This window comes from Streptomyces sp. NPDC001663 (assembly GCF_042893105.1).
Classification (GTDB): Bacteria; Actinomycetota; Actinomycetes; order Streptomycetales; family Streptomycetaceae; genus Streptomyces.
Window position 1 is genome coordinate 261,902 of sequence record NZ_JBIAUR010000011.1, and the last position, 15,076, is coordinate 276,977.

General features: G+C 68.8%; 17 protein-coding genes. 15 read left to right on the forward strand and 2 right to left on the reverse strand.

Translation table 11 applies throughout. The features are described 5' to 3' along the window. Positions 1 to 83 precede the first annotated feature (83 nt). Together ffh and ftsH are read left to right on the forward strand one after the other, a co-directional pair. Positions 84 to 1,637 carry a signal recognition particle protein gene (gene ffh / locus ACFY1L_RS33405; protein WP_388832407.1) on the forward strand — a complete coding sequence of 518 codons (1,554 nt, stop codon included), beginning with the start codon at positions 84 to 86 and terminating at the stop codon, positions 1,635 to 1,637. Between the two features lie 62 nt (positions 1,638 to 1,699). Beyond that, positions 1,700 to 3,634: an ATP-dependent zinc metalloprotease FtsH gene (ftsH, locus tag ACFY1L_RS33410; RefSeq protein ID WP_388832410.1), complete on the forward strand. Its 1,935-nt coding sequence runs from the start codon at positions 1,700 to 1,702 to the stop codon at positions 3,632 to 3,634. Between the two features lie 26 nt (positions 3,635 to 3,660). On the opposite strand, the gene ACFY1L_RS33415 is transcribed toward ftsH, so the two are convergent. Continuing rightward, positions 3,661 to 4,266 (reverse strand): hypothetical protein, encoded by a 606-nt coding sequence (locus tag ACFY1L_RS33415; RefSeq protein ID WP_388832413.1) that lies wholly within the window; start codon positions 4,264 to 4,266, stop codon positions 3,661 to 3,663. Between the two features lie 108 nt (positions 4,267 to 4,374). After that, complete coding sequence (locus ACFY1L_RS33420) at positions 4,375 to 5,241, reverse strand: SAM-dependent methyltransferase (RefSeq protein ID WP_388832416.1); 867 nt, start codon at positions 5,239 to 5,241, stop codon at positions 4,375 to 4,377. Positions 5,242 to 5,439: 198 nt separating this feature from the next. On the opposite strand from ACFY1L_RS33420, the gene proS reads away from it, so the two are divergent. From proS to ACFY1L_RS33485, 13 genes are all read left to right on the forward strand, one after another. Next, positions 5,440 to 6,855, forward strand: a complete 1,416-nt coding sequence (gene proS, locus ACFY1L_RS33425) for a proline--tRNA ligase (protein ID WP_388832419.1) — start codon at positions 5,440 to 5,442, stop codon at positions 6,853 to 6,855. A gap of 260 nt (positions 6,856 to 7,115) precedes the next feature. Beyond that, a complete protein-coding gene (locus ACFY1L_RS33430; RefSeq protein WP_030943152.1) occupies positions 7,116 to 7,712 on the forward strand; it encodes a hypothetical protein in 597 nt (198 codons plus the stop codon). A gap of 273 nt (positions 7,713 to 7,985) precedes the next feature. Beyond that, on the forward strand, positions 7,986 to 8,405 hold the full coding sequence (gene rpsP / locus ACFY1L_RS33435) for a 30S ribosomal protein S16 (protein WP_388832423.1): 420 nt from the start codon (positions 7,986 to 7,988) through the stop codon (positions 8,403 to 8,405). Positions 8,406 to 8,407: 2 nt separating this feature from the next. Further along, on the forward strand, positions 8,408 to 8,647 hold the full coding sequence (locus ACFY1L_RS33440; RefSeq protein ID WP_003973401.1) for an RNA-binding protein: 240 nt from the start codon (positions 8,408 to 8,410) through the stop codon (positions 8,645 to 8,647). 84 nt (positions 8,648 to 8,731) lie between these two features. Continuing rightward, positions 8,732 to 9,274 carry a ribosome maturation factor RimM gene (gene rimM / locus ACFY1L_RS33445; protein ID WP_388832426.1) on the forward strand — a complete coding sequence of 181 codons (543 nt, stop codon included), beginning with the start codon at positions 8,732 to 8,734 and terminating at the stop codon, positions 9,272 to 9,274. Next, positions 9,274 to 10,107, forward strand: coding sequence for a tRNA (guanosine(37)-N1)-methyltransferase TrmD (gene trmD, locus ACFY1L_RS33450; protein ID WP_388832429.1), 834 nt, complete (start codon positions 9,274 to 9,276; stop codon positions 10,105 to 10,107). Before rimM ends, trmD begins: the two co-directional genes overlap by 1 nt. A 134-nt stretch (positions 10,108 to 10,241) precedes the next feature. Further along, positions 10,242 to 10,592, forward strand: coding sequence for a 50S ribosomal protein L19 (rplS, locus tag ACFY1L_RS33455; protein ID WP_030866123.1), 351 nt, complete (start codon positions 10,242 to 10,244; stop codon positions 10,590 to 10,592). A gap of 45 nt (positions 10,593 to 10,637) precedes the next feature. Then, entirely contained in the window at positions 10,638 to 11,333 is a 696-nt protein-coding gene (gene lepB / locus ACFY1L_RS33460) for a signal peptidase I (protein ID WP_388832433.1), read from the forward strand. Then, a complete protein-coding gene (gene lepB / locus ACFY1L_RS33465) occupies positions 11,326 to 12,429 on the forward strand; it encodes a signal peptidase I (protein ID WP_388832436.1) in 1,104 nt (367 codons plus the stop codon). Before lepB (ACFY1L_RS33460) ends, lepB (ACFY1L_RS33465) begins: the two co-directional genes overlap by 8 nt. Further along, on the forward strand, positions 12,320 to 13,300 hold the full coding sequence (gene lepB, locus ACFY1L_RS33470; RefSeq protein WP_388832439.1) for a signal peptidase I: 981 nt from the start codon (positions 12,320 to 12,322) through the stop codon (positions 13,298 to 13,300). The genes lepB (ACFY1L_RS33465) and lepB (ACFY1L_RS33470) overlap by 110 nt, the downstream gene beginning before the upstream one ends. Before the next feature lie 115 nt (positions 13,301 to 13,415). Continuing rightward, entirely contained in the window at positions 13,416 to 14,192 is a 777-nt protein-coding gene (lepB, locus tag ACFY1L_RS33475) for a signal peptidase I (protein ID WP_388832441.1), read from the forward strand. After that, entirely contained in the window at positions 14,182 to 14,706 is a 525-nt protein-coding gene (locus ACFY1L_RS33480; protein ID WP_388832444.1) for an NUDIX hydrolase, read from the forward strand. Before lepB (ACFY1L_RS33475) ends, ACFY1L_RS33480 begins: the two co-directional genes overlap by 11 nt. 56 nt (positions 14,707 to 14,762) lie before the next feature. Next, complete coding sequence (locus tag ACFY1L_RS33485; protein ID WP_003993268.1) at positions 14,763 to 15,071, forward strand: DUF2469 domain-containing protein; 309 nt, start codon at positions 14,763 to 14,765, stop codon at positions 15,069 to 15,071. Positions 15,072 to 15,076 lie beyond the last annotated feature (5 nt).

Consider the following 15,076-nt stretch of genomic DNA (forward strand, 5'->3'; position numbering starts at 1 on the left):
ACGGGATCCCGGTGTCGTGGCGAGCCGGGATACCCTGGAGGGCGATTCATCCGCAGCCACCGACCCCGAGGACCGCGAGCGCCGTGTTCGATACTCTTTCCGATCGCCTCTCAGCGACTTTCAAGAACCTGCGCGGCAAAGGACGGCTCTCCGAGGCGGACATCGACGCCACCGCGCGCGAGATCCGCATCGCGCTCCTCGAGGCGGACGTGGCCCTGCCCGTCGTCCGTACGTTCATCAAGAACGTCAAGGAGCGCGCCCTCGGCGTAGAGGTGTCCCGGGCGCTGAACCCGGCCCAGCAGGTCCTCAAGATCGTCAACGACGAACTGGTCACCATCCTCGGTGGCGAGACCCGTCGTCTGCGCTTCGCCAAGCAGCCGCCGACCGTGATCATGCTGGCGGGTCTGCAGGGTGCCGGTAAGACCACCCTCGCGGGCAAGCTCGGCCGCTGGCTGAAGGAGCAGGGCCACTCGCCGCTGCTGGTCGCCGCCGACCTCCAGCGCCCGAACGCGGTGAACCAGCTGAGCGTCGTCGCCGAGCGGGCCGGGGTGGCCGTATACGCTCCGGAGCCCGGCAACGGCGTGGGTGACCCGGTCAAGGTCGCCAAGGACTCCATCGAGCACGCCCGGACCAAGGTCCACGACATCGTGATCGTGGACACCGCCGGCCGCCTGGGCATCGACCAGGACATGATGCAGCAGGCCGCGGACATCCGGGACGCGGTCTCGCCGGACGAGATCCTCTTCGTCGTCGACGCGATGATCGGTCAGGACGCGGTCAACACCGCCGAGGCCTTCCGCGACGGCGTCGGCTTCGACGGCGTGGTGCTCTCCAAGCTCGACGGCGACGCCCGCGGTGGTGCGGCCCTGTCGATCCGCCAGATCACCGGCAAGCCGATCATGTTCGCGTCGAACGGCGAGAAGCTCGACGACTTCGACGCCTTCCACCCTGACCGGATGGCCTCCCGCATCCTCGACATGGGTGACCTGCTCACCCTGATCGAGCAGGCGGAGAAGACGTTCAGCCAGGAAGAGGCCGAGAAGATGGCCTCCAAGCTGGCGTCCAAGAAGGGCCAGGACTTCACCCTGGACGACTTCCTGGCCCAGATGGAGCAGGTCCGGAAGATGGGCAGCATCAGCAAGCTGCTCGGCATGCTCCCGGGCATGGGCCAGATCAAGGACCAGATCAACAACCTCGACGAGCGGGACGTCGACCGCACGGCCGCCATCATCAAGTCGATGACGCCGGGCGAGCGCCAGGAGCCGACGATCATCAACGGCTCGCGTCGCGCCCGTATCGCCAAGGGTTCCGGCGTCGAGGTCAGCGCGGTCAAGAACCTGGTCGAGCGGTTCTTCGAGGCCCGCAAGATGATGTCCCGCATGGCTCAGGGCGGCGGCATGCCGGGTATGCCCGGGATGCCGGGCATGGGCGGTGGTCCCGGTCGCTCCAAGAAGCAGCCGAAGAAGGCCAAGGGCAAGCAGCGCTCCGGCAACCCGATGAAGCGCAAGCAGCAGGAGCAGGAGGAGGCCGCACGCAGGGCGGCGGCCGCTCAGGGCGGCAACGCCTTCGGTGTGCCGGGCCAGCAGGCGCCTCAGGACTTCGAGCTGCCGGACGAGTTCAAGAAGTTCATGGGCTGAGTTCACCCTCTGCTTCACCCTGTGCGCGTGCCAGGGGTTGGTCGTTGTCGTAACGTCCGGATATGACCAACCCCGCGCCGCCACGCAAGTCGCCCGACCAGCCCTGGCGTACCGAGGGCACTCCCGAGGAGCCGCCGAAGCCGCCGGGCGGGCGGAAGATGCGGGGCGGTTGGTGGAGTCTGATCCTCACCGCGCTGGTCGTGTACCTGATCGCGAACCTGATCCTGTCGTTCTTCAACGAGGGCGACGAGCCGACGATCTCGTACACCGAGTTCAGCAAGCAGGTCGACGCGGGCAACGTCAGCAAGATCTACGCCAAGGGCAACGCGATCCAGGGCCAGCTCAAGAAGGAGCGGAGCAACCCGGACGGAGGCGGCAAGTACACCAAGTTCAACACCGAGCGGCCGACGTTCGCGAGCGACCAGATCTGGGACGACCTGACCAAGCACGACGTCACGGTCACGGCGGAGCCGGTTGTCCAGCACCGCAGCTTTCTGGCCAACTTGCTGATCTCGCTGGCACCGATGCTGCTGCTGATCGCGGTGTGGGTCTTCATCGCACGGCGGATGAGCGCGGGGATGGGCGGCGCGGGCGGCATGCTCGGCCGCAAGGCACCGCCCAAGCCGGTCGAGTTGGAGCCCGGACAGCAGCGGACCACCTTCGAGGACGTGGCCGGCATCGACGAGGTCGAGGGCGAGCTCAACGACGTCGTGGACTTCCTGAAGAACCCGGACGCGTATCGCCGTATGGGCGCGAAGATGCCCCGCGGCGTGCTGCTCGCGGGCCCGCCCGGCACCGGAAAGACGCTGCTCGCGCGGGCGGTGGCGGGCGAGGCCGGAGTCCCGTTCTTCTCGGCTTCGGCCTCCGAGTTCATCGAGATGATCGTCGGCGTCGGCGCCTCACGCGTGCGTGAGCTGTTCGCGGAGGCCCGCAAGGTGGCGCCGTCGATCATCTTCATCGACGAGATCGACACCATCGGCCGGGCCCGCGGCGGCGGTTCCGGCATGGGCGGCCACGACGAGCGCGAGCAGACGCTGAACCAGATCCTCACCGAGATGGACGGCTTCTCGGGCTCCGAGGGCGTCATCGTCATCGCGGCCACCAACCGCGCCGACGTCCTCGACCCGGCCCTCACCCGCCCCGGCCGCTTCGACCGGGTGGTCATGGTCTCGCCCCCGGACCGCGGCGGCCGCGAGGCCATCCTCCAGATCCACACCCGCGAGATCCCCCTCGCGAAGGACGTCGACCTGGCCCATGTCGCCCGTACGACCCCGGGCATGACCGGCGCCGAACTGGCCAACCTCGCCAACGAGGCCGCCCTCCTCGCCGTCAAGCGCAAGCAGGAGAGGGTCACGCAGTCCGACCTCTCGGAGGCACTGGAGAAGGTCCAACTGGGCGCCGAACGGCCCCTGGTGATGCCCGAGGAGGAGCGCCGCCGCACCGCGTACCACGAGAGCGGCCACGCCCTGCTCGGCATGCTGCAGCCCGGCGCCGACCCCGTCCGCAAGATCACCATCGTGCCGCGCGGCCGCGCGCTCGGCGTGACGCTCTCGACGCCGGAGTCCGACAAGTACGCGTACACGGAGGAGTACCTGCGCGGCCGGATCATCGGCGCGCTCGGCGGCATGGCGGCGGAGCAGGTCGTCTACGGGGTGATCACGACCGGCGCGGAGAACGACCTCGAGCAGGTCACCAACATCGTCCGCGGCATGGTCGCCCGCTGGGGCATGAGCGAGCGCGTCGGCCGTCTGTCGGCGCTGCCCGGCGACGCCCAGCAGGCCTACGGCCTCTCGGCGGCCCCGCAGACCCTGGACGTGATCGAGCACGAGATGCGCCGGATCGTCGACGAGTGCTACGAGGAGGCCTGCCGCAAGCTCCGCGACCACCGCGGCCAACTGGACGCCCTCGCCCAGGCGTTGCTGGAGCGGGAGACCCTGGAGGAGGCGGACGCGTACCGCATCGCGGGCATCACGCGGCTCGCGAAGGGCGAGGGGTGACCGCGGCCCGGCCACCCCCGCACCGCCTACTTGCCCGGGAACTTCCAGACGTACGGTGCCCCGTCCTCCTCGGCCCAGTGCACCTCGACGCTCTTCGCGTCCGCGGGCACCAGGTACGTCTCGCAGAAGACGTGACTCTCGCCCTGCCTCCAGCTCTCGATGTCGTACGGGTCCTCGCAGCCGGCGACAGCGCTCTCGTCCGCACCGATGAGGATCGCCCCCGGCACACCGTCGGCATAGACCTCGGTGCCGTCGTTGACATCGGGGGAGTCGGTGAGCGCCGGACCGCCCTGGTGCGTGAACTTCACCTGCGCGGTGGCCAGCACCTTGCCCTTGGCGTTCTTCGCGTCGGCCACGGCCTTCGCGGCGTCGGCCTCGGTGCCGAGCACGACCTTCTGCGCCACGATCCCGTACGTGACCACACCGGGGTCCTCCTTGAACTTCCCCGTGGCCGCCTCACCGGTCGCCAGCTCGCCACCGGAGGCCGCCGAGGGGCTCGGGGAGGCCTTGGCCCGGGCGGTGGCCGGGCTTTTGGCGTCGGCCTTGTCGCCCCCGCCGCCGCAGGCGGTGAGCGTCAGGGCCAGAACGGCCACGGGCGCGGCGAGGCGCAGCGCGGTCTTGTGGTGCAGCAAAACAGCTCCTGTGTGCCAGATTGCGAGTGGTGCCCTGTGCAACGAAGCAGCGTACGTACCGCATCGTCTGCTTCACGCCAATCACAACTGCGGGCAGGAGCGGTCCTGTCAGGGCGTACGGGCGATCAGGTACCGGAACACGTTCGGCATCCACACCGTGCCGTCCCGGCGCTGATACGGGTGCAGGGCCTCCGTCAGCTCCTTGTCGACCTGGGTCTGGTCCGTCGCCGAGATCGCCGCGTCGAACAGGCCCGTCGACAGCAGCCCCCGTACCGCGCTGTCCGTGTCGGCGTAGCCGAACGGGCAGGCCACCCGGCCCGAGCCGTCGGGCTTCAGGCCCGCCCGCTGGGCCACCTCCTCCAGGTCGTCGCGAAGGGCGGGGCGCCAACTGCCCGTGCTGCGCAGCGGATCCGCCAGTTTGGTGGCCACCCGCAGCACGGACGACGTGGTGCAGCGCTCCGGCGGGCCCCAGCCGGCGAGCACCACGGGCGCCCCGCGCTCGGCGAGCGGTGTCGCTGCCTGCAGCAGCCCGCCGAGCCCCTCCGAGTCGCCCGCGAGACACCCGATGGGCTCGAAAGCGGTCACCAGGGTGTACGCGGGCGTCTCCGCGTCGCCCGCGGCCCCTACGTCCTCGGGCGAACCGTCGACGAGCCGCGTGTCCGCACGCGCACGCGTGCTCCAGGCCTCCGGCAGCAGCCGCTCCCGCGCGAGGGCGAGCCGCTCGGGGGAGGAGTGGTCGACACCGGTGACCGCGGCGCCTCTGCACGCGGCCATCAGAAGAGCCAGCCCGCTGCCGCAGCCGAGGCCCAACAGCCGTGTGCCGGGGCCCACTTCCAGTCGCTCGTAGACGGCCTCGTAGAGCGGGACCAGCATCCGCTCCTGGATCTCGGACCAGTCACGCGCGCGTGCACACAGGTCTGCGCGGGGTACCTCGCCCGCGTGAGTGAGATGCCGCCGCACGAGCGTAGGTGTCATCTAAAGCGCCCCAATCCGCCGAGAGTTGCCGCTGTGCCCGTTTCCGTAGCCCCCGTGACGTGCGCTCGCACTCCCCCCGTATGCCAGGTAACTCCGCACTCGACCGCTCGTCCAGAGGTTGAAGGGCCCGGCTTGTGGGTTGGCTGTGCGAGCGAAAAGAATTCACATCCCGGCAACGTCGGCCCGTAGCATCGCGCCATGGCAAAGGCATCCGTTCTCACGCCCCGGGCGGAGGACTTCCCCCGCTGGTACCAGGATCTGATCAACAAGGCGGAGCTGGCCGACAACGGCCCGGTGCGCGGCACCATGGTGATCCGACCGTACGGGTACGGGCTGTGGGAGCGGATGCAGGCCGAGATGGACGCCCGGATCAAGGAGACGGGCACCCAGAACGCGTACTTCCCGCTGCTGATCCCGCAGTCGTACCTCACCCGCGAGGCCGACCACGTCGAGGGCTTCGCCCCCGAACTCGCGGTGGTCACCCATGCCGGCGGAAAGGAACTCGAAGAGCCCGCCGTGGTCCGCCCCACCTCCGAGACGATCATCAACGAGTACTTCTCGAAGTGGGTGCAGAGCTACCGCGACCTGCCCCTGCTCATCAACCAGTGGGCGAACGTGGTGCGTTGGGAACTCAGGCCGCGGCTCTTCCTCCGTACGACGGAATTCCTGTGGCAGGAGGGCCACACCGCGCACGCCACCTACGAGGAGGCGCGGGACTTCGCCGCGCACATCCAGCGGCACGTCTACGGGGATTTCCTCGAGAACGTCCTCGCGATGGACTTCCTGTCCGGCCGCAAGACGGTCAAGGAGCGCTTCGCGGGCGCGATCAACACCCTCACGCTCGAGAGCATGATGGGCGACGGCAAGGCCCTCCAGATGGTCACCAGCCACGAACTGGGCCAGAACTTCGCCAAGGCCTTCAACACCTCGTACCTGTCGAAGGAAGGCAGGCAGGAGCTCGTCTGGCAGACGTCCTGGGGCTCCACGACCCGCATGATCGGCGCCCTGGTGATGACTCACGGGGATGACAACGGCCTGCGGGTGCCGCCGCGGCTCGCGCAGATCCAGGCCGTCGTCCTCGCGATCAAGGGCGACGAAGCGGTTCTGGCCAAGGTCCGCGAAATCGGCGCCCGGCTGAAGGACGCCGGCATCCGCGTCCACGTGGACGACCGCACGGACCTCCCCTTCGGGCGCCGCGCGGTCGACTGGGAGCTCAAGGGCGTGCCCGTACGGATCGAGGTCGGGCCCCGTGACCTGGACAGCGGCACGGCGATGCTGGCCCGCCGCATCCCCGGAGGCAAGGAGCCGGTGGCTCTCGACTCCCTCGTGAGCCTGCTCCCCACCGTCCTCGACGAGGACCAGGCGCTGCTCCTGCGGCAGTCGCGCGAGCGCCGCGAGTCCCGTACGGCGGACGTGTCCACGATCGAGGAGGCCGTCGAGTCCGTCGGCGCCGGCGGCTGGGCGCGCATCCCGTGGGCGGACCTCGGCGAAGAAGGCGAGGCCAGACTGGCCGAGCGCGCGATGACCGTACGGTGTCTGGTCGCGGAGGACGGGTCGGTGCCCGACCGCGAGGACGCGCCCGGTAACGTCGCGGTCGTCGCGCGCGCTTACTGAAGTAGCGCCCTCCGGTGCCAGAGCGGCCGAAACGCCCCTTGCGCATCTGCGGATCACACCCGCACCGGGCCGTGGACATCGTCTACGCGCCCGGTCGTAGGTCGGACTACGTACCACCTTGGTACGAGCTGTGAGGTTTCTCCGCAGATCAGCGCACCCGCCCTCGTCAGGGCGCATCAGCGGCAACTGACGGGTACGTGCAAATTATTTGGGATGACCCGGAATAGGAACACATTCGAGCTCCCGCTCGTTGTCATTACGTGAGCACGACACAGACACCACCTGTTCTCGCCGCAGAGCTGGCAGAGGCGTGGGCCGACATTCAGCGGTACCACCCCGAGCTGCCGGACCTTGCCGCGCCAGAGTCCCTGATCGGAGAGTCCTCGTCCGCGTGCGGTCACGAGCTCTCCTTCGAGCGACTGCTCCATGAGGCAGTCCATGGCATCGCCGCCGCCCGCGGCGTGCGCGACACGTCCCGCGCCGGTCGGTACCACAACCGCAGATTCCTCGCGATCGCCGAGGAGCTGGGCCTGGACCACCCCGAGGAACCGCATCCCAGCAGCGGCTTCTCGCTGGTCACGCTCAACCCCGAGGCCAAGCGCCGCTACCGCCCGACCATCGAGCGGCTGCAGCGAGCCCTGAAGGCCCACACGGCAGCCACCTCCGCCGACACCCCGAAGAGCTTCCGGGGTCCGGCCGCCCGCCACGGCTCCTCCGGCGGCGGCGTGCGGGTCAAGGCGGTGTGCGACTGCGGTCGTAACGTACGGGTCGTCCCGTCCGTGCTGGCCCAGGCGCCGATCGTGTGCGGAGGGTGCGGGAAGCCGTTCCGGATCCCGGAGGTCGTCGGCGCGGCGTGAGGATGCGGCTGCTCGTGGCAGCCGCACCCCGGAAGCCGTAGCGGACGTGCGCAGCCTGTGGGCACCTGGAACGCCGGGTGCCCCGCAGGCATGCCCCCGAGCACCCGGTCGGAAGCGACCCGCCGGGTGTGGCACAATGGCTAGCTGTACTCGACAGCCGCACAGGAACCCTCTCGCCTCCGGCTGACGCGTCCATCGGGCACTCGGGTACCGCAACCCCACGCGGCCATCTCGCCGTGCCCAACCACGTCAAATCCAGGAGAACCCACTCCCGTGGCAGTCAAGATCAAGCTGAAGCGTCTGGGCAAGATCCGTTCGCCTCACTACCGCATCGTCGTCGCCGACTCCCGCACCCGCCGTGACGGCCGTGCGATCGAGGAGATCGGCAAGTACCACCCGACCTACAACCCGTCGGTCATCGAGGTGGACGGCGACCGTGTGGCGTACTGGCTGGGTGTCGGCGCGCAGCCGACCGAGCCCGTCCTCGCCATTCTGAAGAAGACCGGCGACTGGCAGAAGTTCAAGGGCGAGCCCGCCCCGGCTCCGCTGCTGGTTGCCGAGCCGAAGAAGGCGCGCCCGTCGTTCGAGGCCCTGAGTGGCGACGACGAGGGCAAGGGTGAGGCGATCACCCAGAAGAAGAAGGCGGAGAAGAAGGACGAGGCTGCCGCCGAGTCCGAGTCGGCCGAGGCCTGAGCATGCTCGAGGAGGCTCTCGAGCACCTCGTGAAGGGCATCGTCGACAACCCTGACGATGTGCAGGTCGCCTCGCGCAACCTGCGCCGCGGGCGCGTTCTCGAGGTCCGGGTCCACCCCGACGACCTCGGCAAGGTGATCGGCCGCAACGGCCGCACCGCACGCGCTCTGCGCACCGTCGTGGGTGCCATCGGCGGCCGCGGTGTCCGCGTCGACCTAGTCGACGTCGACCACGTCCGCTGACGCCAAACGCAGCACCGGCTCGGGCCGGGGAGGGCCACAGGGCCGTCCCCGGCCCGTAGTCGTACCTACAGGAGATCAAGCACAGTGCAGCTGGTAGTCGCTCGCATCGGCCGTGCCCACGGCATCAAGGGCGAGGTCACCGTCGAGGTCCGCACCGACGAGCCGGAGCTGAGGCTCGCGCCCGGCGCCGTACTGCTCACGGACCCCGCTTCCACGGGCCCGCTCACCATCGAGACCGGCCGTGTCCACAGCGGCCGGCTCCTCCTGCGCTTCGAGGGCGTGAAGGACCGCACCGCAGCCGAGGCCCTGCGCAACACCCTCCTGATCGCAGAGGTGGACCCGGAGGTGCTCCCCGAGGAGGAGGACGAGTACTACGACCACCAGCTGATGGACCTGGACGTGGTGACCAAGGACGGCGTGGAGGTCGGCCGGATCACGGAGATCTCGCACCTGCCCTCCCAGGACCTGTTCATCGTGGAGCGCCCCGACGGCAGCGAGGTCCTCATCCCCTTCGTCGAGGAGATCGTCACGGAGATCGACCTGGAGGAGCAGCGGGCGATCATCGACCCGCCGCCCGGCCTGATCGACGACCGGGCCGACATCGTGTCCTCGCGGGACGAGGCGTAATGCGCCTCGACGTCGTCACGATCTTCCCCGAGTACCTCGAGCCGCTGAACGTCTCCCTCGTCGGCAAGGCACGCGCGCGTGGACAGCTCAACGTCCATGTGCACGACCTGCGCGCGTGGACGTACGACCGCCACAACACCGTCGACGACACCCCGTACGGCGGCGGCCCGGGCATGGTCATGAAGACCGACCCCTGGGGCGACGCCCTGGACTCCGCCCTCGCCGACGGCTACGAGACCGGCTCCCACGCGCCGGCGCTGATCGTGCCCACCCCGAGCGGACGGCCCTTCACCCAGGAACTCGCCGTAGAGCTCTCCGAGCGCCCCTGGCTGATCTTCACGCCCGCGCGATACGAGGGCATCGACCGTCGCGTGATCGACGAGTACGCGACCCGTATGCCCGTCTACGAATTGTCCATCGGCGACTACGTCCTGGCCGGCGGCGAGGCGGCCGTCCTGGTCGTCACGGAGGCCGTCGCGCGCCTGCTGCCCGGCGTCCTGGGCAACGCGGAATCGCACCGTGACGACTCCTTCGCGCCCGGCGCGATGGCCAACCTCCTGGAAGGTCCCGTCTACACCAAGCCCCCGGAGTGGCGCGGCCGCGGCATCCCGGACGTGCTGCTCAGCGGCCACCACGGCAAGATCGCCCGCTGGCGCCGCGACGAGGCCCTTCGGCGTACGACCCTCAACCGGCCCGACCTCATTGAGCGTTGCGACCCCAAGGTCTTCGACAAGAAGGACCGGGAGATGCTCTCCATCCTGGGCTGGGCCCCGGACCCGGAGGGGGAGCCGTACGGCCGATTTTGGCGCAGGACTCAGGGCGTGGAAGAATAGACCGCTGTTGTGCGTCGTCCGGCGTGCGCCCCTGCCACAGGGGGACACGACGCCCGTCCCGACACGGACAGCATCCTTCTGGAACACCTAGCTCCCGTTGATGACCTGTGGCATCAGCGAAGAAAGCAGACGAAATGTCTCACCTGCTCGACTCCGTCGACAGCGCGTCGCTGCGCAGCGACGTCCCGGCCTTCCGCCCGGGTGACACCGTCAACGTCCACGTCCGCGTCATCGAGGGCAACCGCTCCCGTGTGCAGCAGTTCAAGGGCGTTGTGATCCGCCGCCAGGGCGCCGGTGTCCGCGAGACCTTCACGGTCCGCAAGGTCTCCTTCTCCGTCGGCGTCGAGCGCACCTTCCCGGTGCACACCCCGATCGTCGAGAAGATCGAGCTCGTCACCCGCGGTGACGTGCGTCGCGCCAAGCTGTACTACCTGCGCGAGCTGCGCGGTAAGGCCGCGAAGATCAAGGAGAAGCGCGACAGCTGAGCTCGCGCGGGTGTGCATAGCGGGGCCGGATAGCATCTGGCCCCGATGGACACCGAAGCACAGCCGACGAAGCGCGACCGCTCTTCCAGCCCTGTATCAGCGGCTGTGGAGGGACGGTCGCGTTTCGCGTTGGTGACGCGGATCACCGACTGGCTGCCCGGTGGCTGGATCTCCTTGATCCTGCTGCTCTGCCTGGTGTTTTTGCTGCTCCTCAACGCTTTCGTGGTCCAACCATTCCAGATTCCCAGCGGATCCATGGAAAACGGATTGAGGATCGGGGACCGCGTTCTCGTAAATAAGTTGGCGTACCGTTTCGGTGCCGAGCCGCGCCGCGGCGATGTCGTCGTGTTCGACGGAACCGGGTACTTCGGGAACGCCGACTACATCAAGCGCGTCGTGGGTGTGGGAGGAGACCACGTGGTCTGCTGCGACAAGGAGGGGAGGATCGAGGTGAACGGCCGGTCGGTCGACGAGTCGACTTTCCTGTTCCCCGGCGACACCCCGTCCACGGTGCCCTTCAAGGTCGTCGTGCCCCAGGGCACCCTCTTCGTCCTCGGCGACCACCGCAGCGACTCCAGCGACTCCCGCGACCACCTCGGCTCGCCCGGCGGCGGCATGATCCCGGTCTCCGACGTCATCGGACGGGCCGACTGGATCGTGTGGCCCACCGCCCACTGGACCCGCCTGCAGCGTCCCGGCGCCTACGCGCGCGTGCCCGCCGCGGACGGTGCGCATGGGTAACCGTGGCAAACCGCGCGGTGCCGCGCCGAGCAACCCCTTCGGTACCGAGGACCTGCTGCCCACCGGCTCCCGCCGCACCGGCGGCGGTGTGGGCGGCGGCCGTACCCGTGCCGAGCGGCGCAAGCTGCAGCGCAAGGTCAAGCGAAAGCGCCGGCGCAGCGCCGTCAAGGAGATACCCCTCCTCGTCGGCGTCGCGGTGCTCATAGCCCTGGTCCTGAAGACGTTCCTCGTCCAGGCGTTCGTGATCCCGTCCGGTTCCATGGAGCAGACGATCCGGATCGGCGACCGCGTCCTGGTCGACAAGTTCACCCCGTGGTTCGGCTCCAAGCCCAAGCGTGGCGACGTCGTCGTCTTCAAGGACCCCGGCGGCTGGCTCGCGGACGAGCAGACCACGACGAAGAAGGACGACCCGGTCGTCGTCAAACAGGTCAAGGAGGGGCTCACCTTCATCGGCCTGCTGCCGTCCGACAACGAGAAGGACCTCATCAAGCGGGTCATCGGGGTCGGCGGCGACCACGTCAAGTGCTGTGACGCGCAGGGGCGGGTGACCGTCAACGGCGTGCCCCTGACCGAGGGTGACTACCTCTATCCCGGAAACGCCCCCTCCACGCAGCAGTTCGATATCACCGTCCCCCAGGGGCGGTTGTGGGTGATGGGCGACCACCGGGGCAACTCCGCGGACTCCCGCGCCCACATGAACACCGACTACGGCGGCACGGTCTCCGTGGACTCAGTGGTGGGACGGGCGAAGGTCATCGCCTGGCCCTTCGGCCACTGGAACATGCTGAAAGAACCTAAAACTTTCTCCTCCGTTTCCAACTCCGTGTCGGGGACGACCGCGTCCCCGCAGCTGTCGCATAGGGTTGCTCCCGACGATCTGAACGGAACGATCCAGCTCCCGACCCCTGCGGAACTCCCGCTCGTTATGGGAGTGGTGGGCCTGCGCCGTATATGGGGCAGGCGGCGGCACAGAGTAAGGAGTTGGCGTGGGGGATGTGGCGGTTGGCGCACGGTCCGGACACGACGGCGAGGAGCACCGCGGACACCCCGTGGAAGCCGTCCCGGCCGCGGACAGCGCCGTGACCTCCGGGAGTGACTCCCCGGCGGCCGACGACGGGCCCGCGCGCGACGAGCAGACCAAACCCGGGGATCAAGGGCCGGGCGACTCGACCCCCAAGTCCAAGAAGCAGCGCTCCTTCTGGAAGGAGCTGCCCATTCTGATCGGCATCGCGCTCGTGCTGGCGCTGCTGATCAAGACGTTCCTGGTGCAGGCGTTCTCGATTCCCTCGGACTCGATGCAGAACACCCTCCAGCAGGGCGACCGCGTCCTCGTCGACAAGCTCACCCCGTGGTTCGGTTCGAAGCCCGAGCGCGGCGAGGTCGTCGTCTTCCACGACCCGGACAACTGGCTGGCGGGCGAGCCGACCGCCACTCCGAACGCGCTGCAGAAGGTCCTCAGCTGGATCGGCCTGATGCCGTCCGCCGAGGAGAAGGACCTCATCAAGCGCGTCATCGGCGTCGGCGGCGACACCGTCTCCTGCAAGGGCAGCGGACCGCTCAAGGTGAACGGCAAGGCGCTCAACGACACATCGTTCGTCTACGCCGGCAACACGCCGTGCAGCGTGGACGACCAGGGCGGCCAGTTCACGGTGAAGGTCCCCAAGGGCTACATCTGGGTCATGGGCGACCACCGCCAGAATTCGCGCGACTCCCGCTACAACCAGAGCGACAAGCACAACGGCATGGTTCCGGTGGACAAGGTCGTCGGACGCGCCATCGTCATCGCATGGCCGATCACCCGCTGGGACACGCTCCCGGTCCCGGACACCTTCGACCAGCCCGGCCTGAACAACCAGTCCTCGGCGTCCGCCGCTCTGACGGCCGCGCCGAACGCGCTCGCCCTCACGGGCGTGGTGCCGGTGGCGCTGTGGCGTCGTAGGAAGATCGCGGCGGCCGAGACCCGCTGAAGCCGCCCCGTGCACCCTGCCTGACCTCGCCTTGGTGAAAGCCTGGTGCAGCTGTGACGTCGGTCGACCCGGAGGGGCTGACCGGCTCTGGTACCGCCGGGTAGGGTGCGGACCCATGGGTGGCGAGAGCACTACGCGTACGGCCCCGCGCAGCGGCGGCAAGAGCACGAGCCCGGTGGGCAGCAGGACCGGACAGCGACTGTCCGGAATCGCTGTCGCACTGGGCATTGTGCTGTTCCTCGGAGGATTCGCCTGGGGAGCGGTGGTCTACCGGCCGTACACCGTGCCGACCACCTCGATGACGCCGACGATCGACGCGGGCGACCGGGTCCTGGCGCAGCGCGTCGACGGCGACGAGATCCGCCGGGGCGACGTCGTCGTCTTCACGGACAAGAGCTGGGTGACCAACTCGGCCGTGGTCAAGCGCGTGGTCGCGGTCGGCGGCGACAAGGTCTCCTGCTGCACGAACGGCAAGCTGACCGTCAACGGCAAGCAGATCGACGAGGCCTATCTCAAGGGCAGCGTGGTCGAGGACAAGAAGATCCCGACCGTGACGGTCCCCAAGGGCCGACTGTTCCTCCTCGGCGACGAGCGCCAGGGCTCCCTGGACTCCTCCGCGCACATCAGCGACGCGGCCCAGGGCACCGTCGCGCGTTCCGCCGTGACCGCCCGGGTGGACTCCGTCGTCTGGCCCATGAAGGGCATGCTGGAGCGCCCGACCGGCTTCGAGACGCTCGGGGCGATCTCCTCCCCGGGCCCGCTGCATACGATCGTCACGCTGATCGTCGTGGGAGCCGTCCTTGTCCTCGCCGGTGGCGCGTACGGCCCGGTCGCCAAGCGGATGGGCAACCGGCGCTCCCGTACGCGGACGGAGCCCGTGGGTGCCCGCTGAGGCGATCGACGCATACGAGGACTCCTACCGCGGCGGGCTGCGCAAGGTGGCCCGGGTGGTACTGCTCGACCCCGACGACCGCATCCTCCTCCTGCACGGGCACGAGCCGGGCGATCCGGCCGACGACTGGTGGTTCACGCCCGGCGGCGGCGTGGAGGGCGACGAGACTCGTGAAGAGGCCGCGCTCAGGGAACTCGCGGAGGAGACCGGCATCACCGAGGTCGAACTCGGCCCGGTGCTGTGGCGGCGGATGTGCTCCTTCCCGTTCGCGGGCCGCCGCTGGGACCAGGACGAGTGGTACTACCTGGCCCGTACGAGCCAGACGGCGACCGCGCCGACGCGGCTGACGGAGCTGGAGCGGCGTAGCGTCGCCGGAGCACGCTGGTGGACGTGTCAGGAACTGAGCCAGGCACATGAGACGGTGTATCCGACCAGACTCGCCGGGCTGCTCCGCCGGCTGCTCGACGAAGGTCCCCCGGCCGGACCCGTAACCCTTGACACGGAAATTGTCTAGAGGGGCGCGGGACTGGCGCACAATGGGGGGATCGCACGGCTGAAGGGGAACATGCCATGAGCGCCGAGGACCTCGAGAAGTACGAGACCGAGATGGAGCTGAAGCTCTACCGGGAGTACCGCGATGTCGTCGGTCTGTTCAAATACGTGATCGAGACCGAGCGGCGCTTCTACCTGACCAACGACTACGAGATGCAGGTGCACTCGGTCCAGGGTGAGGTGTTCTTCGAGGTGTCCATGGCGGATGCCTGGGTGTGGGACATGTACCGGCCGGCTCGTTTCGTGAAGCAGGTTCGCGTACTGACGTTCAAGGACGTGAACATCGAGGAGCTGAACAAGAGCGATCTCGAGCTGCCGAGCGGGTGACGGAG

What these genes read in the sequence shown, in the direction of transcription:
- ftsH (WP_388832410.1), top strand. Translation starts at nt 1,700, where the DNA reads ATGACCAACCCCGCGCCGCCACGCAAGTCGCCCGACCAGCCCTGGCGT.
- ACFY1L_RS33420 (WP_388832416.1), bottom strand. Translation starts at nt 5,241, where the DNA reads ATGACACCTACGCTCGTGCGGCGGCATCTCACTCACGCGGGCGAGGTA.
- proS (WP_388832419.1), top strand. Translation starts at nt 5,440, where the DNA reads ATGGCAAAGGCATCCGTTCTCACGCCCCGGGCGGAGGACTTCCCCCGC.
- ACFY1L_RS33440 (WP_003973401.1), top strand. Translation starts at nt 8,408, where the DNA reads ATGCTCGAGGAGGCTCTCGAGCACCTCGTGAAGGGCATCGTCGACAAC.
- trmD (WP_388832429.1), top strand. Translation starts at nt 9,274, where the DNA reads ATGCGCCTCGACGTCGTCACGATCTTCCCCGAGTACCTCGAGCCGCTG.
- rplS (WP_030866123.1), top strand. Translation starts at nt 10,242, where the DNA reads ATGTCTCACCTGCTCGACTCCGTCGACAGCGCGTCGCTGCGCAGCGAC.
- lepB (WP_388832433.1), top strand. Translation starts at nt 10,638, where the DNA reads ATGGACACCGAAGCACAGCCGACGAAGCGCGACCGCTCTTCCAGCCCT.
- lepB (WP_388832436.1), top strand. Translation starts at nt 11,326, where the DNA reads ATGGGTAACCGTGGCAAACCGCGCGGTGCCGCGCCGAGCAACCCCTTC.
- lepB (WP_388832441.1), top strand. Translation starts at nt 13,416, where the DNA reads ATGGGTGGCGAGAGCACTACGCGTACGGCCCCGCGCAGCGGCGGCAAG.
- ACFY1L_RS33485 (WP_003993268.1), top strand. Translation starts at nt 14,763, where the DNA reads ATGAGCGCCGAGGACCTCGAGAAGTACGAGACCGAGATGGAGCTGAAG.